The sequence below is a fragment of the Janthinobacterium sp. ROICE36 genome (assembly GCF_002869965.1).
Taxonomy (GTDB): domain Bacteria; phylum Pseudomonadota; class Gammaproteobacteria; order Burkholderiales; family Burkholderiaceae_D; genus Janthinobacterium.
On sequence record NZ_PEBS01000035.1, the window covers coordinates 41,633 to 59,044 of the forward strand.

A 17,412-nucleotide genomic window follows, 5' to 3' on the forward strand; every position below is an offset into this window, starting at 1 on the left:
GGGCGCGGTCGCCAGCGTGTTCTGTGTTCTTCCTACGGCAACACGGGATGCTGCAACAGCCACGCATCGAGCCTGCCCGCCGTCTCGCGCGGCAGGTGCAGGCCCAGCTTGGAGCGCCGCCACAGGATGTCGGCCGCGCCGACGGCCCACTCATGGCGCCGCAAATAATCGACTTCCGCCGCGTACAGGCCGGCGGCGATTTCCTCGCCCATGGCCGCCACGTCCCGGCGCCCATCGAGCAGCAGATGGATGCGCGTGCCGTAAGCGCGCGCATAGCGCGCCACCAATGCCGCCGGCAGCCAGGCATAGTCGCGCTGCAAGCTTTGTACGAACTGGCCGAATTCGCGCACCGATCTGTTCTGCGGCGTGCTGCCGAACACGTCGCCGCCGGGCAGGCAGGCGTGTTCCGTCCAGGCTGGCCGCGTATTGCCCAGCAAGGGCGCCAGCATATCCAGCGCTTCCTCGGCCAGCTTGCGGAAGGTGGTGATCTTGCCGCCGAAAACGCTGAGCAACGGCGCCCCTTCCTGGTCCAGTTCGAAGCGATAATCGCGCGTGACGGCCTTGGCGTCGGCCGCCGCGTCTTCCACCAGCGGGCGCACGCCCGCATACGTCCAGACCACGTCGGCTGGCACGACGGGCTTGCTGAAATAGTAACTGGAAAGCTCGCACAAGTAACGAATTTCCTCGTCATCGATTTCCACCTTGCCTCGCTCGCCCTGATAGTCGAGGTCCGTGGTGCCGATCAGCGTGAAATCGTGCTCATACGGAATGGCAAATACGATGCGTCCGTCCGGATGCTGGAAGATGTAGGCATGATCATGCGCGTAGAGGCGCTTGACGACGATATGGCTGCCCTTGATCAAGCGCAAATGCCGGCCCTGTCCGCCGGGCGCCGCCTGCTGCAGGAATTCGGCCGTCCATGGACCGGCCGCATTGACGACGCTGCGCGCGCGCACCAGCGTCTGCCTGCCGCTGGCGTGCTGCAAGGTGGCCAGCCAAGCAGCATCCTCACCCTCGCCCTGGCGCGCCAGCGCCGTGCAGCGCGTCTGCGTCAGCACGTGCGCGCCCTTGTCCGCCGCGTCGATGGCGTTCAAGACCACCAGGCGTGCATCGTCGACCCAGCCATCGGAATACACGAAGCCGCGCTTGAATTCGGGTTTTAACGGTTTGCCGGCCGCGTGGCGCGCAAGATCGACGCCGTGCGAGGCAGGCAGGATTTCCCGCTTCGCCAGCATGTCGTAGAGGAACAGGCCGGCGCGTATCAGCCAGGCCGGGCGCTGGCCCTGCGCATGCGGCATGACGAAGCGCAGCGGCCACATGATGTGCGGTGCCGAGCGCAGCAGCACTTCGCGCTCGATCAGCGCCTTGCGCACGAGGCCGAATTCATAGTATTCGAGGTAGCGCAGGCCGCCGTGTATCAGCTTGGTGGAAGCCGACGAGGTGTGGGCCGCCAGGTCGTCTTTTTCGCACAGCACCACGGACAAGCCCCGCCCGGCCGCGTCGCGCGCGATGCCGGCGCCGTTGATGCCGCCGCCCACCACCAGCAGGTCGCATTCCATCGCCGATTCCGGCACTGCGTCGTTTCCCAGCTGTACTGAGGCCATCGGGACTCCATCGTTATCAAGGACAGGCGGTCAAGAAAGACTAGGCACACCCGGCGACTGTGGTTAAGATCAATACGGATGTCATACGAATACAATATGGATAAGATTACGCCATAAATCGAACTCATAGCAACATATTTTTACCCACATTTGTTCGATTTTGTTCGTTTTTGGAATTTTAAAGAGACACGCCCATGAATTTGAATCCCCGCCAGCGCCGCTTGCTTGAAGTGGTGCGCCAGAAAGTCACCATGTCGGTCGAGGAATTGGCCCAGCAGCTCGACGTCACGCCGCAAACCGTGCGGCGCGACGTCAAGCAGATGGAAGAAGCGCGCCTGCTGGCCCGCTATCACGGTGGCGTGGGCTTGCCCTCATCGGTGGAAAACATCGATTACCACCAGCGCCAGGTATTCAACAGCGAAGCCAAGCGGCGCATCGCCACCGCCGTGGCGGCGCAAGTGCCACATGGCTGCTCGCTCCTGATCAATATCGGCACCACCACCGAGGAAGTGGCGCGCGCGCTGGGACAGCACACGGGCTTGCACGTGGTGACGAACAACCTGAACGTGGCCGCCATCCTGGCCGACAACGCCGCCTGCGAAGTCATCGTGGCCGGCGGCGTGGTACGCGGGCGCGACCGCGGCATCGTGGGCGAAGCGACCATCGACTTCATCCGCCAGTTCAAGGTCGATATCGGCATCATCGGCATTTCCAGCATCGACGAAGACGGCAGCTTGCGCGACTTCGATGCGCGCGAAGTGAAAGTGGCGCAAGCCATCATCGAGCAGTCGCGCGAAGTGTGGCTGGTGGCCGACCAGCATAAATTCGGCCGCAAGGCGCTGGTGCGCCTGGCCGACCTGGCGCAAGTCGACATCCTGTTTACCGACGCGCCGCCGCCGGCCCGCTTTGCCGAAGTATTGCGCGACGCCAACGTGAAGGTGGTGGTGGCTGCCTGACGACGCGCGTCCCACGGCCGGTGGCGGGCGCCATCGCCGTCCAAGACAGGGCGTCCCCGCCTCAGTGCGCAATGGCAAGCTTGCCGAAGTGGCGTCCGCCGGCAGCCAGCTCCGCATACGCTTCGGCCGTATCGTCAATGCTGAATACGCGGTCGATGACGGGCACGATGCCATGTGCGGCAATGGCCTGGACCGCCTGCGCCAGGTCGGCCACGGAACCGGTGTTGTTGCCGACGATGCGCAAGGCCTTGACGATGACGGGCAGCAAGTCGACGCTGGCGGCCGTGCCGCCCACTGGTCAGTTTCAGCACTCCCGCATCCCAGGCGGGCCTGGCCCGGCAGTTAATCAGGTGATCGGCGCCCAACTGGCGCGCCCGTTCCAGCTTTTCATCGCTGGACGACGTCTGCAGCGTGTCCGTCTCGGGCCGCCGGCAAGTCAACCACGGCCAGGCGCTGCCCAGCCGCCCCATGAGCGTGGTCTACCTGCCGCAGCGCTACCGCTCGCCCATATTGTGCAGCTTCGTCGATTTTCTGGTGGAACGATTCAGCTGAATGGCAGCAGTAACAAGCGGCTGTCATTCGACATCAATTGCAATTGAAATATTTATCAATTCGGCAAAAATCATGTTACCATTGATGCAACATGAGTTATTTTTTTAATCTTCCTCGCCAGCAATACGGTTATTTGCTTGATATTGATTTTTATCTATCCAGAGCAAGAAAAAAAGGAAAAACTCTTTTCCAGTCAGTGATTTCCTGTGAAAACAGTGTTAGTACTACCTCAAGCACGATGATTGTTCCCAAACAAACCACTCGACAGCAAGCGTGAAGGCCATAACCATGCCCGTAACGCCGCCCAGTGAAGGAAGAAAAATGAGCCATACTTTTGAAGCGGCCGCCACGCAAGCCGCCCATCCCAACAGCGTTCCCGTCAGCGAGCTGGAAGCCCATCTCGGCTACTGGCTGCGTTTCGTCTCCAACCACGTTTCCCACAGCTTCCAGAAAAAAGCCGAGGCCAACGGCGTGACGGTGTCCGAATGGGTGGTGCTGCGCGAAATGTTCCGCCTGGGCTGCACCTCGCCCACGGTGCTGGCGCAAGTATCCGGCATGAGCAAGGGTGCCGTGTCGAAGCTGATCGACCGCCTGGAAAGCAAGGGCATGGTCAGCAAATCGATCCTGCTGGCCGACCGCCGCCAGCACTCGATCGAATTGACCACGGAAGGCGAAGCGCTGGTGCCCGTGCTGGCCGGGATGGCCGACCAGAACGACGAGGAATTCTTCGGCAAGCTACCACGCCAGCTGCGCGACGACCTGCTCGAAGCGATGAAGGAAGTGGCGCGCACGCATCAGCTCAAAAGTGCGCCCTTGAATTAAGGCAGCTTGCGGCAAGGGTGAGACGGTGGCATCGGCGCTTCGGCTATGATGCAGGCCTGACCGTCTACCAGGAACACGCATGGCCCTGCACATCGAAACCCCTCTGCTCAACTCGCGCACCCTGAGCCTGCACAGCGACCGCGCCATCTGGCTCAAGCTCGAAGCCTTGCAGCCGCCCGGCTCCTTCAAGATCCGCGGCATCGGCCTCGCCTGCGAAGAATACGCGCGGCGCGGTGCCAGCCGTTTCATCTCTTCTTCCGGTGGCAATGCCGGCATCGCCGTGGCCTACGCGGGACGCCAGCTGGGCATTCCCGTCATCGTCGTGGTGCCGGAAACGACCAGCGAACGGGCCCGGGCCCTGATCGCGCAGGAAGGCGCCGAAGTCATCGTGCACGGCGCCGCCTGGCAAGAAGCGAACGCGCTGGCGCAGTCGATGCTCACGCCGCAAGACGCCTTTTTACACCCGTTCGACGACCCGTTGCTGTGGCAGGGCCATGCTGGCATGATCGATGAAGTGGCCGGCGCTGGCCTGAAACCGGACGCGGTGGTGCTGTCGGTGGGCGGCGGCGGCCTGCTGGCCGGCGTGGCCGAAGGCTTGCAGCGCAATGGCTGGGACGACGTGGCCCTGGTGGCCGTGGAAACCGAAGGCGCGGCCTCGCTGGCCGCCGCCGTGGCCGCGCGCGACCACGTGGCCCTGCCCGCCGTGAGCAGTATCGCCACCTCGCTGGCCGCGCGCCAGGTGTGCGCGCAAGCCTATGCCATCAGCCAGACGCGCCGGCTGCACAGCGTGGTGGTCTCGGACCGGGCCGCCGTCGATGCCTGCCAGCGTTTCATTAGCCACCAGCGCCTGGTGGTGGAACCGGCCTGCGGTGCGGCGCTGGCGGCCGTCTACGGCAAGGCGCCGGAACTGGCGCCCTACCGCAATGTGCTGGTCATCGTCTGTGGCGGCGTCACGGCCACCACGCAGCAGCTCGACCACTGGAACGCCACCCTGTAACGCCGGCTAAGCAGCCGCCTCGAGCAGCGCCACGCCTTCGCGGAAGATAGCGATGCCGATGCTGGTCGTCACCGGCAGCGGACCGCTGGCCAGGTCGAAGGGCTGGCGGATGGCGGATGGCGTCGATGATCTTCGCGCCGATCTGGCGCACTTCGGCCGCGCTGTTCACGCCTTCGAAAATGATCACGAATGCATCGCCGGGATGGTGGCCCAGGCTGTCGTTGATGACCTTGAACTGGTCTGGAAGGCGCGCTGCAGGTAGGCTTCGCGCAATTGATACGCTTCTTCGCCCAGCACGTCGCGGATCGATTGCATCATGCTTTCCTTGCGCGACCGGCCGAACCATTTTTCAAACGTGGCGTTGATGAACTGGTAGCGGTGCTCGCGGTCGATGTAGACGATCACCACGGGTACATGGTCCGTCAGCAGCTTCAAGCGCCGCTCGCTGTCGCGCGTCTGCGCCTCGATGCCCAGGCGCTGGCGGCGGATTTCATGCACATGATGGCGCAGGCGCGCCAAAGGCTGCAGCAGGCGCAGCAGCACGGCGCCCCGGCCGCCGGGTCGCCAGCGTCTGGTCGAAATACGGACGGCCTTTCAGGTTCATCCCTGCCTGCGGCTTGACGGGGCCCATGCTGGCCAGCAGGGAGCCATCGGCGGCTACCACGCCGGCCGTATAAAACTCCTTGCCCAGCACCGTTTGCGCGGCCAGGAAACGCTGCAGGCTGGCGCCATCGTGCGCAGCACATTGCGCTTCGCGTCGCGCTCTTCGTCGATGAAGACGGCGGCGCTGGCCAGCGATACGTACTGCTGGCGCCCCGTCACGTCGCGCATGCCGCGCTCGACCACGCTCATGCGCGCCTTCAGGCTGGCCGGCCGGCGCCGGCGCAGCAGTTTGCGCAATCTCATACGCATCGCCACCACACCGTCACAGCCGCTGCTGCAAATGCCGGCACAGGCGCTCGACCGACGCGTCCAGCGCCAGCGTGCCCGTATCCAGGGTCAGCGCGGCAGCCAGCGGCGCTTCATAAGGCGCGGAAATGCCCGTGAATTGCGCCAGCTGCCCCGCGCGCGCCTTTGCATACAAGCCCTTGGGATCGCGCGCCTCGCACACGGCCAGCGGCGTGCTGACGTGGACTTCAATGAAGTGCGCGGCGCCGATGATGTCGGCCGCCATGGCCCGGTCGGCGCGGTACGGCGAAATGAAGGCGGCGATGACGGTCAGGCCCGCCCCGTTCATCAGGCGCGCTACTTCAGCCACGCGGCGGATGTTTTCATGCCGGTCTTGCGGCGTAAAACCCAGGTCGCGGTTCAAGCCATGGCGCAGCTGGTCGCCGTCGAGCAGCGCCACGGCGCGGCCCTGCGCCTTGAGCGCCTGCGCCAGCGCCTGCGCAACGGTGGTCTTGCCGGCGCCGCTCAAGCCCGTCAACCATACCGTGGGGTGTTGTGCTGCTGTCATCACACTGCCTCTCTTTTATAGAGCTGGCAATATAACAAAGGCATGCTGGAAAGGACAGATTTTCAGGCCGCGCTACGCGCCTCAAACAGCAACTGTCGTATCTCGGGCACGCAGGAGCCGCAATTGCCGCCCGCCTTGATGCAAGCTGTCACCTGCGCCGTCGTCGTCAGCTTCTGTTCCACGATGGCAGCACAAATGGTGTTGCGCCCCACGCCAAAGCACGAACACACGGTGGGACCGGCGTCGACACCCTTGCCGATCGGCTGGCCCAGCAGCACGCCGGCGCGGTCCGCCGCATCCATTTGCGCATGCGCAAACAGGCTGGCCAGCCAGCTGCGCGACGGCAGGTCGGGACGGGGCGAGACATACACGCATTGCGCGATGCGCCCCGCTTCCAGGTGCACGGCGCGGTACACGCCGGCGCTGGCGTCAAGGTAATCGAGCCAGTCGGCCTCTTCCCCTTGCACACCGAGCAGGGTGCGCGCCCAGGCGCCCAGGTCGGCGATGCGCTGGCGGCCTGCCAGCTCGTAGCGCAGGAATTGCTCGCCCTGGATGCGCGTCCAGTGCGCCACGCCATCCAGATTCAAGGGCGTGCGGCTCAGGACAAACGCATGCCAGTGCACGCGGAACTGCTCGATGCGCACGGGCGTGTGCTTGAATTCTGGCTCGCCCGAGACAGGATCGACGACCGGATTGACGACGGCGCCCACGCGCGCGTCAGAGGCATTCGCGTCGCTCCAGTGTATCGGCACGAAGACCTGGCCACGCGCAATGCCGCCGCCATGCACAACCCGCGCCACCATCGCGCCCCAGGCGCTGGAAACGCGCGCCAGCTCGCCTTCGCGCACGCTGTACAGCAGCGCATCCTGCGGGTGGATGTCGATGAACGCTTCGGCGACATGGCCCGACAGCTTGGCTGCCTTGCCCGTGCGCGTCATCGTGTGCCACTGGTCGCGCACCCGGCCAGTGTTCAAGATCAGCGGATAATCTTCGTCGGGCGCGTTGCGCGGCGCGCGCGGTGCCGTGGGCACGAAACGCGCGCGCCCGTCCGCATGCGCAAAGCGGCCGTCGCCGAACAGGCGCGCTCTGCCCTGCGGCCACTGCTGCGGCGCCAGCGCGTCGTATTGCGCCGCATCGAGCTTGTCCAGGCCGGCCAGATTGAACAAACGCGCCAGCGCCCCCTCGTTGCGGAAGGTGGACAGGCGCGCATGCTCGTCGAAGATGGCCTGCGGCGACGTGAAATCAAAACCGGCATAACCCATGCGCGTGGCGACATCGCACAACACTTGCCAATCGGCGCGCGCCGCGCCAGGCGCCGGCATGAAGGCGCGCTGGCGCGAGATGCGCCGCTCGGAATTGGTCACCGTGCCCTCTTTCTCGCCCCAGCCCAGCGCCGGCAGCAGCACGTCGGCATGCGCGTTCGTATCCGACTGCGCGCTGATGTCCGACACCACCACCAGCTCGCATTTATCCAGCGCGCGGCGCACCTGGTCGGCGTCCGGCATGCTCACCAGCGGATTGGTGGCGATGATCCACACGGCCTTGACCTTGCCCGATTCGATCGCGTGGAACAGCTCCACGGCCTTCAAGCCAGGTTGGCTGGCGATGCGGGGAGCATCCCAGAACGTCTGCACGGTGTCGCGGTGCAGTGGGTTGTCCAGCTCCAGATGCGCCGCCAGCATGTTGGCCAGGCCGCCCACTTCACGTCCGCCCATGGCGTTCGGCTGGCCCGTCAGCGAAAACGGGCCCATGCCGGGCTGGCCGATACGTCCTGTCGCCAGATGGCAGTTGATGATGCTGTTGACCTTGTCCGTGCCGGAGGACGACTGGTTCACACCCTGCGAAAAGGCCGTAACGACCTTGCGCGTGGCGGCAAAGGCCTGGTAAAACGCCAGCATGGCGTGCGGGTCGAGCTTGCAGATTTTCGCCACCTGCAGCGGATCGCCGCAATCCACATGGGCGGCCGCCAGCGCCTCGTCGAGTCCCGAACTGTGGCGCGTGACGAAATCGTCGGCGATCACGCCTTCCTTCGCCAGATGGCACAGCAAGCCGTTGAACAGCCACACGTCGGTGCCCGGTTTGACGGGCAAATGCAGGTCGGCCAGCTCGCAGGTGGCCGTGCGGCGCGGGTCGATCACCACCAGCTTGACTTCAGGCCGGCTTTCCCTGATGCGCGCGATGCGCTGGAACAGGATGGGGTGGCACCAGGCCGTGTTTGAACCGACCAACACGATCATGTCGGCCAGTTCCAGGTCTTCATAGCAGCCCGGCACAATATCCTCGCCAAACGCGCGCTTGTGGCCCGCCACGGCCGACGACATGCACAGGCGCGAATTGGTGTCGATATTCGCGCTGCCCACATAGCCCTTCATGAATTTATTCGCGATGTAATAGTCTTCCGTCAGCAGCTGGCCCGATACATACAGGGCAACGGCGTCGGGACCGTGTGCATCGATGATGGCGCGCAAGCCGCCAGCCACCTTGTCCAGCGCCACGTCCCATGAAGCCGGCTGCAAGACGCCGGCGACGCGCACCTGCGGCTGCAGCAGGCGATTCTCTGGCCCCAGGGTTTCGCCCAGCGCCGAGCCTTTTACGCACAGGCGCCCCAGGTTGGCCGGGTGGCTGCTGTCGCCGGCGATGCGGATGGCGCCGTCGGGCAGGCGTGTCGCTTCCACGCCGCAGCCGACGCCGCAATACGGGCAAGTGGTTTTCACGGGCGTGCAGCTTGTCATGGGGTGTCCTGTCAGGCGGCCTGGGCGCACAGCGCCTGACCAAACAATAAATAGGCGCGCAGTTTGCTGATGTCGCGGCGCTGCTGGATCAGGTCAAAATACCAGGGACCATCCTGCACGTCGCCATACAGCACGACACCGGCCAGGCGGCTGCCCTGCACCACCAGACGCTTGTAGATGGCGCGGCGCGGATCGCGCAGCACCAGGTCTTCGCTGCCCTCGCCGCCGATGATGTCGCCGGCAGAATACAGGTCGATGCCCGTCACTTTCAATTTGGTGGCGCTGGCCTGCTGTACGTAGCGCCGGTGCCCTGCGCCGGCCAGGTGCGCGCCGCACACGCGCGCCTGCTCCCAGATGGGCGCCACCAGGCCGAAGGTGGCGCGCCGGTGCTGCACGCATTCGCCCACCGCATACACGCGCGGGTCATAGCTTTGCAGGCAGTCGTCGACGACGATGGCCCGTTCGCAGTGCAGGCCGGCCGCCTGCGCCAGGGCGATGTTGGGGCGCACGCCGGCCGTCATCACCACCAGGTCGGCGGGGATCGACGTGCCATCGGCAAAGCGAACTCCCTGCACGCGCTCGGTGCCGAGGATTTCCGCCGTTTGCGCCTGCATCAGGAAACGCAGGCCGCGCGCTTCCAGCGCCGTTTTCAGCAGGATGGATGCGGGAACATCCAGCTGCTGGTTCATCAGGGCGCCGCTCATGTGCACGACAGTGACGTCCATGCCCTGGCGCTGCAAGCCGTTGGCCGCTTCCAGCCCCAGCAAGCCGCCGCCGATGACCACCGCGTGGCGGTGCGCGCGCGCCGCCTGCAGCATGGTGTCGACGTCGCTGATATCGCGAAAACCGATCACGCCGGGCAGCGCGTGGCCCGGCACGGGCACGATGAACGGCGTCGAACCGGTGGCCAGCAGCAGGCGGTCATAGCGCACCTCGATGCCCGACTGCGCTTGTACCGTGCGCGCCTGGCGGTCAATGCGCACCACGGGGTCGCCCGCGTGCAGGGTGATGCCGTTGTGCGCATACCAGTCACGCGTGTGCAGCATGATGTCGTCCACCGTCTTTTCGCCAGCCAGCACGGGCGACAGCAAAATGCGGTTGTAATTGCCGTGCGGCTCGGCGCCAAACACGGTGATGTCGTACAGCTCCGGGGCGAGTTTCAGCAATTCCTCGACCGTGCGCATGCCGGCCATGCCATTGCCGACCACCACGAGCGAGGGGCGCGCAGTTGCCTTGGCTGGCGGGTTCACAGGGCCACCCACACCATGTCCGCAAACACGCGCGCGGGCCAGGTGGCCACCGAGTGTTCAGGTGCTTCGATGCACTCGCCGCTGGCCAGGTCGAAGTGCTGCTTGTAGATGGGCGAGGCGACAACGACGCGCTCGCCGATGCTGCCCACCAACCCCCGCGACAGCACGGAAGCCCCTGCATTCGGGTCGATATTGTCGATGGCGTACACGCGCGGCGCGGCATCGCCGACGCGGAACACGGCCACGTGGCGCCCGTTCAGCAGCGCGCACACGCCCGTATCGGGCACGATGTCCATCAGGGGGCAGATGGCCATCCAGTTGTCGGCAGTGGCGCCGGTAAGTTCATTCATCGCATTCATGGCTCAAGCCTCCACGGCAAGGATGGGGATCACGCTGCTGCGGCGTTCAATGGCCTTGGCGGGCCGGATCTGGCCCCGCTCTTCCACGAACACCACGTTTTCATCGTGCTTCTCGCTGTTGACGAAGTGGCGGAAACGCTGGCGCACGGCGGGGTTGGAGATGGCTTCCTGCCACTCGCAGGCATAGGTATCGACCACGTGCTGCATGTCCGCTTCCAGCTCGTGGGCGATGCCCAGGCTGTCGTCGATGATGACGCGCTTGAGGTAATCGAGACCCCCTTCCAGATTGTCGCGCCACACGCTGGTGCGCTGCAGGCGGTCGGCCGTGCGCACGTAAAACATCAGGAAGCGGTCGACATAGCGCACCAGGGTGGCTTCATCAAGGCCAGCCGCGATCAGTTCCGCGTGGCGCGGCTTCATGCCGCCATTGCCGCACACGTACAGATTCCAGCCTGTTTCCGTGGCGATCAGGCCGATATCCTTGCCCTGCGCCTCGGCGCACTCGCGCGTGCAGCCGGACACGCCGAACTTGATCTTGTGCGGCGTGCGCAAGCCCTTGTAGCGGTTTTCCAGCTGGATCGCAAAGCCCACGCTGTCGGCCACGCCATAGCGGCACCAGGTGGAGCCCACGCACGATTTGACCGTGCGCAAGGATTTGCCGTAGGCGTGGCCCGACTCGAAGCCTGCCGCGATCAGCTCTTCCCAGATGGCGGGCAACTGGTCCACGCGCGCGCCGAACAGGTCGACCCGCTGTCCGCCCGTGACCTTGGTGTACAGGCCATATTTTTTCGCCACCGTGCCCACGGCGATCAAGCCGTCAGCCGTCACTTCGCCGCCCGGCATGCGCGGCACGACGGAATACGTGCCATCCTTCTGGATATTGCCCAGGAAATAATCGTTACTGTCCTGCAGGCTGGCATGCACGGGCGAGAGGACGAAATCGTTCCAGCACGAAGCGAGGATATTCGCCGCCACGGGCTTGCACACGTCGCAACCGAGGCCCTGGCCATGCGCGGACAGCAGCGCGCCGAAGCTGCGGATCTTGCCTACGCGCACCAGGTGGTGCAATTCCTGGCGCGAGTACGCAAAATGCTCGCACACGTGGTTATTGACGGCCAAGCCCTGCTTCTGCATTTCCGCCTTCATGATCAGCGTTGCCAAAGGCACGCAGCCGCCGCAGGCCGTGCCGGCTTTTGTGCAGCTTTTTAATGCGCCGATAGTCGTCGCGCCAGCGGCCACGGCGGCGCACAGCGCGCCTTTCGAGACGTCGTTGCACGAGCAGATTTGCGCCGCATCGGGCAAGGCGTCCACCCCCAGGCCCACCTTTTGCTGGCCGTCCGCCTGCGGCAGGATCAGGAATTCGGGGGATGTCGGCAGCTCGATTTTATTCAGCATCATCTGCAGCAAGGTGCCGTATTCGCTGGCGTCGCCCACCATCACGCCGCCCAGCAGATATTTGCCGCAATCGGAAACGACGATCTTCTTGTATATCTGCTTGCGCTCGTCCATGAACTGGTAGGAGCGGCTACCGGGCGCATTGCCGTGCGGGTCGCCCAGGCTGGCCACGTCCACGCCCATCAGTTTGAGCTTGGTGCTCATGTCGGCGCCCTTGAACGATGCTTCGCCCTCTTCCTGCAGCAGGTGGCGCGCCGCGATGCGCGCCATTTCATAACCGGGTGCCACCAGGCCAAAGATCAAGCCGCCCCACAATGCGCATTCGCCTATCGCGTAGATGTCCGGGTCGGAGGTGACGCAGCGGTCGTCGATGGCGATGCCGCCGCGCGGCCCCACGTCGAGGCCGCAGGCGCGCGCCAGTTCGTCACGCGGACGGATGCCGGCCGAGAAGACGATCATGTCCGCTTCCAGGTGGCTGCCGTCGGCGAACTGCATGCGGTGCGTGGCCGATTCGCCATCGACGATGGCCAGGGTGTTTTTTTGCGTGTGCACGGTCACGCCCAGTTCCTCGATCTTGCGGCGCAGGACGCGCGCGCCGCCTTCATCGACCTGCACGGCCATCAGGCGCGGGGCGAATTCCACCACGTGGGTATCGAGCTTCAAATCGCGCAGGGCCTTCGCGCATTCGAGTCCCAGCAAGCCCCCGCCGATCACCACGCCCGTGGTGGACTTGGCGCCCCAGGCCAGCATGGCTTCCAGGTCTTCGATGGTGCGGTAGACGAAGCAGCCGTCGCGCTCCTTGCCCGGCAACGGCGGCACGAAGGGCGTGGAACCGGTGGCGAACACCAGTTTGTCGTAGCTCAAGACTTCGCCCGTGCTGGCCGTGACGGTTTTCGCCGCGCGGTCGATGCCGATGGCCCGTGCATTGAGTTTCAAGACGACGTTGCCCTTGTCGAAAAAGCCGGGCGTCACCAAGGACAGCTCCTCGGCCGACTTGCCGCTGAAAAATTCGGACAGGTGCACGCGGTCGTAGGCGGGCCGCGGTTCTTCGCACAGCACGGTGACATGCAGGTGCGGCGCGGTTTCCAAGGCCAGGCGTTCGAGGAATTTGTGCCCGACCATGCCATGGCCCAGGACGACGATGTTCAAGGGGTGGTTCATGCTTGTCTCCTCAGGCCGCAGCCATGTTCGGTTCGGCCGCCAGACCCGTGAAACGGGCGGCGATGGCGCACAGGGCCGAGATCACCACCAGTGCGCTCAAGATGATCAGGGTCTGGCGGATGTCGCCCGTCCCTTTCATCAGGAAGCCGGCCGCCATGGCACCCACGTTGCCGCCGGCGCCGATGATGCCGGCCACGCCGCCCAGCGCCTTACTATCGATGAAGGGCACCAGCGCATACGTGGCGCCGCAAGCCATGTGGGTGAACAGGCCGAAGACCAGCATGGCGATGACGGCCCAGGTGACGCTGTCAACTTTGGCAAACCACAGCAAGCCCACGCCTTCGCCTATCATCAGCATGAACAGCAGGGTCACGCGGCTGTTCAGATTGCCGCGCAGGGCCAGTTTGTCCGACATCCAGCCACCGAGGGCGCGGGCAAACAGGGCCAGCAAGCCGAAGCTGCCGGCGGCAAGACCCGCCGATTTCAGCGACAGGCCGAAATGGTCGACGTAGTACACGGCGGCGATGTTATGGATGAAGATTTCGATGCCGAAGCAGGCGCCGTAGGTGACAAACAGCAACCACACGCGATAATTAGCACTGGCGGCCTTGAAGCTGTCCCAGCCACCGCTTTTGCCACCACCTTTGCCGCCTTCGATGGCCATGCCGGCCTTGCGCAAGTCCGAGTAATTGCCATCAGGGCAATCCTGCGTATAGCGCCAGTACAGCACGGCCATCACCAGCATCAGCACGCCCGGCACCAGCAGGGCCACGCGCCAGCCCAGCGATTCAGACACGCCCAGCATTACCAGCGCGCCCAGCAGCAGCGGCATCAGCGCCTGCGCCGCCCCGCCACCCGCATTGCCCCAGCCGGCAGCTGCCGCATTCGCCGTCCCCACCACGCGGGGCGCGAACATCACGGAGGTGTGATATTGCGTAATGACAAAGCTGGCGCCGACGGCGCCGATGCCCAGGCGGAAGAACAAAAAGCTTTCATAGCTTTGCGAGGCGGCCACGCCCAGCACGGGAATGGCGCCCAACAGCAGCAAACCCGTATACGTCTTGCGCGGGCCGTAGCGGTCGCACAATGGCCCCACGAGCAGACGCGCGAGGATGGTGATGGCGACAGCCGCGATATTGATATTCGCCACTTGCGCGAGGGAAAGGCCGAACTCGCCCTTGATGACCGGCATCAGGGGCGCACAGGCGAACCAGGCGAAGAAACACACGAAAAATGCCATCCACGTGAGATGGAATGCCCGCATGGGCGGTGTGGCGAGGGAGAAGAGCGCGATGCGCGTTGCTTTTTGGCTGGCCATGATAGGTTCCCGAAGTATCCCGAAAATAACAAAAATGCAAACAAAAACGGCGCCCGCCCCCGCCGATGAGAAAAATCAGCCAGAGCGGACGCCGTTGTCCATGTGGTCCGTCGTTGGACCGTTGTGCGTTTATTCAGGGGATCGCCGTTGATCCGTACCTTCTGTCAAGCAAGCGCCGTGCCAGGTCCGTCTCAGGGGTGCGCCTTGCTATGTGCAAGGACTTTGCGCCAGATGATGGCACCTGACGGTGCACGCGCGCCACTTGCTGGTGCATGCGGGAACCGGCACGTGGCAATTCTTGTCTAACTGCCATCTGAAGCAGTCGCGGGAGGCCACGATGGTCAAGACACTGCGCCGTCGCTTACGGTCACCATGGCCCCCCAGGCCGCCATGGCTGGTTTGCGCATGCGCTGGGGTGTTGCTCATTACGTGGAGCAACACTGCCGCCGCGCAAGAGCCGAAGGAACACAGCGAACTCGATGCCACCGTCGTCGCGCCCTTCCGCGCCGCAGCCGGTGCGCGGACAACGCAGTCACGCACATTTATCGTGCGCCTCGCCTATCCAGACGAAGTTCGCACGCATGCCGTGCGCTGGCAGCTGACCTTGTCCGGCCCCGGCCCGCAAGGGACAGTGCTGCAGCGCTGGTCGGCAAGCGAACAGTTGGGGGGTGGTGGCGTAAGCCTGGCCTTGCCCTGGGATGGCCAGGCTTACGACGATGCGCGCACCCGGCGCGCGCCGGTGCCGGACGGTATGTACGCGCTGCGCCTGCTGGCCGTGGCGGACGCCGGCACGCCGCAGGAGGCGCAGGTGGAACAGCAATGGCCCATCCAGGTACTGCGGGGTCGCGGCACGACGCCCAGAGTGCCCGCCTTCCAGGCGGGCCTGCAACAACTGTCCAGCCTGGATGGCCAGGTGGATTACCGCATCGTCTACGCCAACCTGCACAGCCAGACGCGCCACAGCGACGGCGGCGCGGCGCTGGACGCTTGCCGTGGCGCGCAGGAACCGCAAACGGCGCCCTTCGGCCCCATCGACGCGTATGTCTACGCGCAGCAACATGGGCTCGACGCCCTGCTGACATCCGAGCACAACCATATGTATGACGGTTCGGACGGCAGCAACAGTGCTGCCGTGCCGGCAGAAGCCAAGGCCCTTTACCAGACGGGCCTGGCCGAAGCGGCCGCCTATACAGACGCCCACCCGGGCTTCCTGGCCCTGTACGGCATGGAATGGGGCGTCATCAACCAGGGCGGCCACCTGAACATTGTCAATAGCGAGCAGTTGCTGGGCTGGGAAAGAAATACCAGCGGGGAACTGCTGGCCGACGTGGAAACGCCGAAGGGCGATTACGCGGGCCTGTACGCGCTGATGCGCGAGCGGGGCTGGATCGGGCAATTCAACCACCCTGCCTATGCGGGCCAGTTTCTCGTCAACGGCCAGCCGCTGGGCTACACCCAAGACGGCGACGCGGCCATGGTGCTGTGCGAAGTGATGAACACGTCCGCGTTGTCCACCAACGACCAGGAAACGGAAACGCGGCGCAGCAACTACGAGGCGGCTTGCAACCGGGCCCTGGCGGCCGGCTACCATGTGGCCTTCAGCAGCAACCAGGACAACCACTGCGCCAACTGGGGCGCGACCGACGGCAACCGCACGGCCGTGCTGGTGGCCAGCCCGGCTGCCGGCATGCCCGTGACACGCGACAGTTTCCTGGAGGCACTGCGCGCGCGCCGCGTCTTCGCCACCATGGACAAGCATGCGCAACTGCTGTTGACGGCGAATGGCAGGCTGATGGGTGAGCGCTTCGATAACCGGGGACCGCTGCACCTGGCCACCCATTTCAGCAACCGCGCGGGGCGGCAAGCGGCGGCCATCGCCATCTTGCACGGCGTGCCGGGAAGCAACGGCTCCGTCACCCAAGTATCGGACCAGGCCGAGGTCGCCGTCACGCCCGCGCCCGGCCCGCATTTCTATTACGCGCGCCTGACGCAGGACGACGGCAACATCGTCTGGTCGGTGCCCGTGTGGGTCAATCAGTTGCCGTGAAGGGAGCCCGCTATGGCGACAGAAATTCCCGTGTGTGGCTGCAGCGGTGCATGCTGTGTCATCAATTCAACGACCCAGTCGATGAAGACGCGCAGTTTCTTGCTGACATGCCGGTTCGGCGGATAGGCGAGGTACAGCGGCATCGGCGCTATGCGCCATGCCGCGAACAGAGGCACCAGCGCGCCCAGGCCAGCCAACCCCGCCGCCAGATAGGCGTTGCCATCGTCAATCGATAGCACATACTTGCCCGCTATCGTGACGCTCTTGTCGCCCTGCCGCATCAGCGTGGAAAAACCGTTGCCGCCCTGCCCCCAGCGAAAGCGGACGATACGGTGCTGGGCATCTTCCAGTTCTTGCGGATGACCGGGCGTGCCGACGCGCTGCAGATAAGCGGGCGCTGCGTACACGGCCAGTTGCAAGTCGCCGATTTTGCGCGCCATCAAGGACTGGTCGCGCAATTCGCCGCCACGAATGACGCAATCGACGTTGTCGCCAATCACATCGACCATGCGGTCGCTAGTGTAGTGCTTCGTTATTCTTTGAACTAAGACTCCGATTGGCACGGATCACTTTTTGCAGGATGTCGTTAGCCTTGGCGGTCCATACAAACGGCTTCGGATTCTGATTATGGGCCGCAATATATTCATGGATTGCGACGGTCAGTTCATGGACGCTACGAAAGACTCCGCGCTGGAGTCGATCCGTTGTCAAACTGCGGAAGAAGCGCTCGACCATGTTGAGCCAGGAGGCGGACGTCGGCGTG

15 protein-coding genes and 2 pseudogenes are annotated in these 17,412 nt (G+C 64.6%); 5 read left to right on the plus strand and 12 right to left on the minus strand.

Annotated elements, in window-relative coordinates:
* Positions 1-32: 32 nt before the first annotated feature.
* Positions 33-1,604 carry a glycerol-3-phosphate dehydrogenase gene (gene glpD, locus CSZ94_RS15495; RefSeq protein ID WP_258001005.1) on the minus strand — a complete coding sequence of 524 codons (1,572 nt, stop codon included), beginning with the start codon at positions 1,602-1,604 and terminating at the stop codon, positions 33-35.
* A 194-nt stretch (positions 1,605-1,798) separates the two neighbouring features.
* Between glpD and CSZ94_RS15500 the strand changes: the two genes are divergently transcribed.
* The gene (locus CSZ94_RS15500) at positions 1,799-2,560 is read left to right on the plus strand and encodes a DeoR/GlpR family DNA-binding transcription regulator (protein WP_102122321.1); all 762 of its coding nucleotides are present in this window, start codon (positions 1,799-1,801) and stop codon (positions 2,558-2,560) included.
* A 61-nt stretch (positions 2,561-2,621) separates the two neighbouring features.
* On the opposite strand, the gene CSZ94_RS15505 is transcribed toward CSZ94_RS15500, so the two are convergent.
* Positions 2,622-2,855 carry a zinc-binding dehydrogenase gene (locus CSZ94_RS15505; RefSeq protein ID WP_258001006.1) on the minus strand — a complete coding sequence of 78 codons (234 nt, stop codon included), beginning with the start codon at positions 2,853-2,855 and terminating at the stop codon, positions 2,622-2,624.
* A 116-nt stretch (positions 2,856-2,971) separates the two neighbouring features.
* On the opposite strand from CSZ94_RS15505, the gene CSZ94_RS15510 reads away from it, so the two are divergent.
* The 3 genes from CSZ94_RS15510 (at position 2,972) to CSZ94_RS15520 (ending at position 4,931) form a co-directional block, all read left to right on the plus strand.
* The gene (locus CSZ94_RS15510; RefSeq protein ID WP_258001007.1) at positions 2,972-3,112 is read left to right on the plus strand and encodes a hypothetical protein; all 141 of its coding nucleotides are present in this window, start codon (positions 2,972-2,974) and stop codon (positions 3,110-3,112) included.
* 321 nt (positions 3,113-3,433) lie between these two features.
* Positions 3,434-3,934: a MarR family winged helix-turn-helix transcriptional regulator gene (locus tag CSZ94_RS15515; RefSeq protein ID WP_102122322.1), complete on the plus strand. Its 501-nt coding sequence runs from the start codon at positions 3,434-3,436 to the stop codon at positions 3,932-3,934.
* 79 nt (positions 3,935-4,013) lie between these two features.
* Positions 4,014-4,931, plus strand: coding sequence for a pyridoxal-phosphate dependent enzyme (locus CSZ94_RS15520; RefSeq protein WP_102122323.1), 918 nt, complete (start codon positions 4,014-4,016; stop codon positions 4,929-4,931).
* 183 nt (positions 4,932-5,114) lie between these two features.
* Here CSZ94_RS15520 and CSZ94_RS15525 read toward each other — a convergent pair whose 3' ends face one another.
* From CSZ94_RS15525 to CSZ94_RS15560, 8 genes are all read right to left on the minus strand, one after another.
* Positions 5,115-5,474 carry a PAS domain S-box protein gene (locus CSZ94_RS15525; RefSeq protein WP_180977495.1) on the minus strand — a complete coding sequence of 120 codons (360 nt, stop codon included), beginning with the start codon at positions 5,472-5,474 and terminating at the stop codon, positions 5,115-5,117.
* A 114-nt stretch (positions 5,475-5,588) separates the two neighbouring features.
* Positions 5,589-5,837 (minus strand): hypothetical protein, encoded by a 249-nt coding sequence (locus CSZ94_RS15530; RefSeq protein WP_102122325.1) that lies wholly within the window; start codon positions 5,835-5,837, stop codon positions 5,589-5,591.
* Positions 5,838-5,856: 19 nt separating this feature from the next.
* Positions 5,857-6,387 carry an adenylyl-sulfate kinase gene (cysC, locus tag CSZ94_RS15535; RefSeq protein WP_102122326.1) on the minus strand — a complete coding sequence of 177 codons (531 nt, stop codon included), beginning with the start codon at positions 6,385-6,387 and terminating at the stop codon, positions 5,857-5,859.
* 62 nt (positions 6,388-6,449) lie between these two features.
* Positions 6,450-9,119 carry a nitrate reductase gene (locus CSZ94_RS15540; RefSeq protein ID WP_102122327.1) on the minus strand — a complete coding sequence of 890 codons (2,670 nt, stop codon included), beginning with the start codon at positions 9,117-9,119 and terminating at the stop codon, positions 6,450-6,452.
* An 11-nt stretch (positions 9,120-9,130) separates the two neighbouring features.
* Positions 9,131-10,381: an NAD(P)/FAD-dependent oxidoreductase gene (locus CSZ94_RS15545; RefSeq protein WP_258001008.1), complete on the minus strand. Its 1,251-nt coding sequence runs from the start codon at positions 10,379-10,381 to the stop codon at positions 9,131-9,133.
* A complete protein-coding gene (gene nirD, locus CSZ94_RS15550; RefSeq protein ID WP_102122338.1) occupies positions 10,366-10,719 on the minus strand; it encodes a nitrite reductase small subunit NirD in 354 nt (117 codons plus the stop codon). Before nirD ends, CSZ94_RS15545 begins: the two co-directional genes overlap by 16 nt.
* Positions 10,720-10,731: 12 nt before the next feature.
* Positions 10,732-13,284, minus strand: a complete 2,553-nt coding sequence (gene nirB / locus CSZ94_RS15555) for a nitrite reductase large subunit NirB (protein ID WP_102122328.1) — start codon at positions 13,282-13,284, stop codon at positions 10,732-10,734.
* 10 nt (positions 13,285-13,294) lie between these two features.
* Positions 13,295-14,602: an MFS transporter gene (locus tag CSZ94_RS15560; protein WP_102122329.1), complete on the minus strand. Its 1,308-nt coding sequence runs from the start codon at positions 14,600-14,602 to the stop codon at positions 13,295-13,297.
* 415 nt (positions 14,603-15,017) lie between these two features.
* Here CSZ94_RS15560 and CSZ94_RS15565 point away from each other — a divergent pair, with 415 nt between their 5' ends.
* On the plus strand, positions 15,018-16,649 hold the full coding sequence (locus CSZ94_RS15565) for a phosphotransferase (RefSeq protein ID WP_258001009.1): 1,632 nt from the start codon (positions 15,018-15,020) through the stop codon (positions 16,647-16,649).
* Here CSZ94_RS15565 and CSZ94_RS15570 read toward each other — a convergent pair.
* Both CSZ94_RS15570 and CSZ94_RS28315 read right to left on the minus strand, forming a co-directional pair.
* A pseudogene (locus CSZ94_RS15570) lies at positions 16,637-17,167 on the minus strand (LysR substrate-binding domain-containing protein); the annotation flags it as partial. The gene CSZ94_RS15565 and the pseudogene CSZ94_RS15570 overlap by 13 nt on opposite strands.
* A pseudogene (locus CSZ94_RS28315) lies at positions 17,166-17,412 on the minus strand (IS630 family transposase); the annotation flags it as partial. The pseudogenes CSZ94_RS15570 and CSZ94_RS28315, both read right to left, overlap by 2 nt.

What these genes read in the sequence shown, in the direction of transcription:
- CSZ94_RS15515 (WP_102122322.1), top strand. Translation starts at nt 3,434, where the DNA reads ATGAGCCATACTTTTGAAGCGGCCGCCACGCAAGCCGCCCATCCCAAC.
- CSZ94_RS15520 (WP_102122323.1), top strand. Translation starts at nt 4,014, where the DNA reads ATGGCCCTGCACATCGAAACCCCTCTGCTCAACTCGCGCACCCTGAGC.
- CSZ94_RS15530 (WP_102122325.1), bottom strand. Translation starts at nt 5,837, where the DNA reads ATGAGATTGCGCAAACTGCTGCGCCGGCGCCGGCCGGCCAGCCTGAAG.
- CSZ94_RS15540 (WP_102122327.1), bottom strand. Translation starts at nt 9,119, where the DNA reads ATGACAAGCTGCACGCCCGTGAAAACCACTTGCCCGTATTGCGGCGTC.
- nirB (WP_102122328.1), bottom strand. Translation starts at nt 13,284, where the DNA reads ATGAACCACCCCTTGAACATCGTCGTCCTGGGCCATGGCATGGTCGGG.
- glpD (WP_258001005.1), bottom strand. Translation starts at nt 1,604, where the DNA reads ATGGCCTCAGTACAGCTGGGAAACGACGCAGTGCCGGAATCGGCGATG.
- nirD (WP_102122338.1), bottom strand. Translation starts at nt 10,719, where the DNA reads ATGAATGAACTTACCGGCGCCACTGCCGACAACTGGATGGCCATCTGC.
- cysC (WP_102122326.1), bottom strand. Translation starts at nt 6,387, where the DNA reads ATGACAGCAGCACAACACCCCACGGTATGGTTGACGGGCTTGAGCGGC.
- CSZ94_RS15560 (WP_102122329.1), bottom strand. Translation starts at nt 14,602, where the DNA reads ATGGCCAGCCAAAAAGCAACGCGCATCGCGCTCTTCTCCCTCGCCACA.
- CSZ94_RS15500 (WP_102122321.1), top strand. Translation starts at nt 1,799, where the DNA reads ATGAATTTGAATCCCCGCCAGCGCCGCTTGCTTGAAGTGGTGCGCCAG.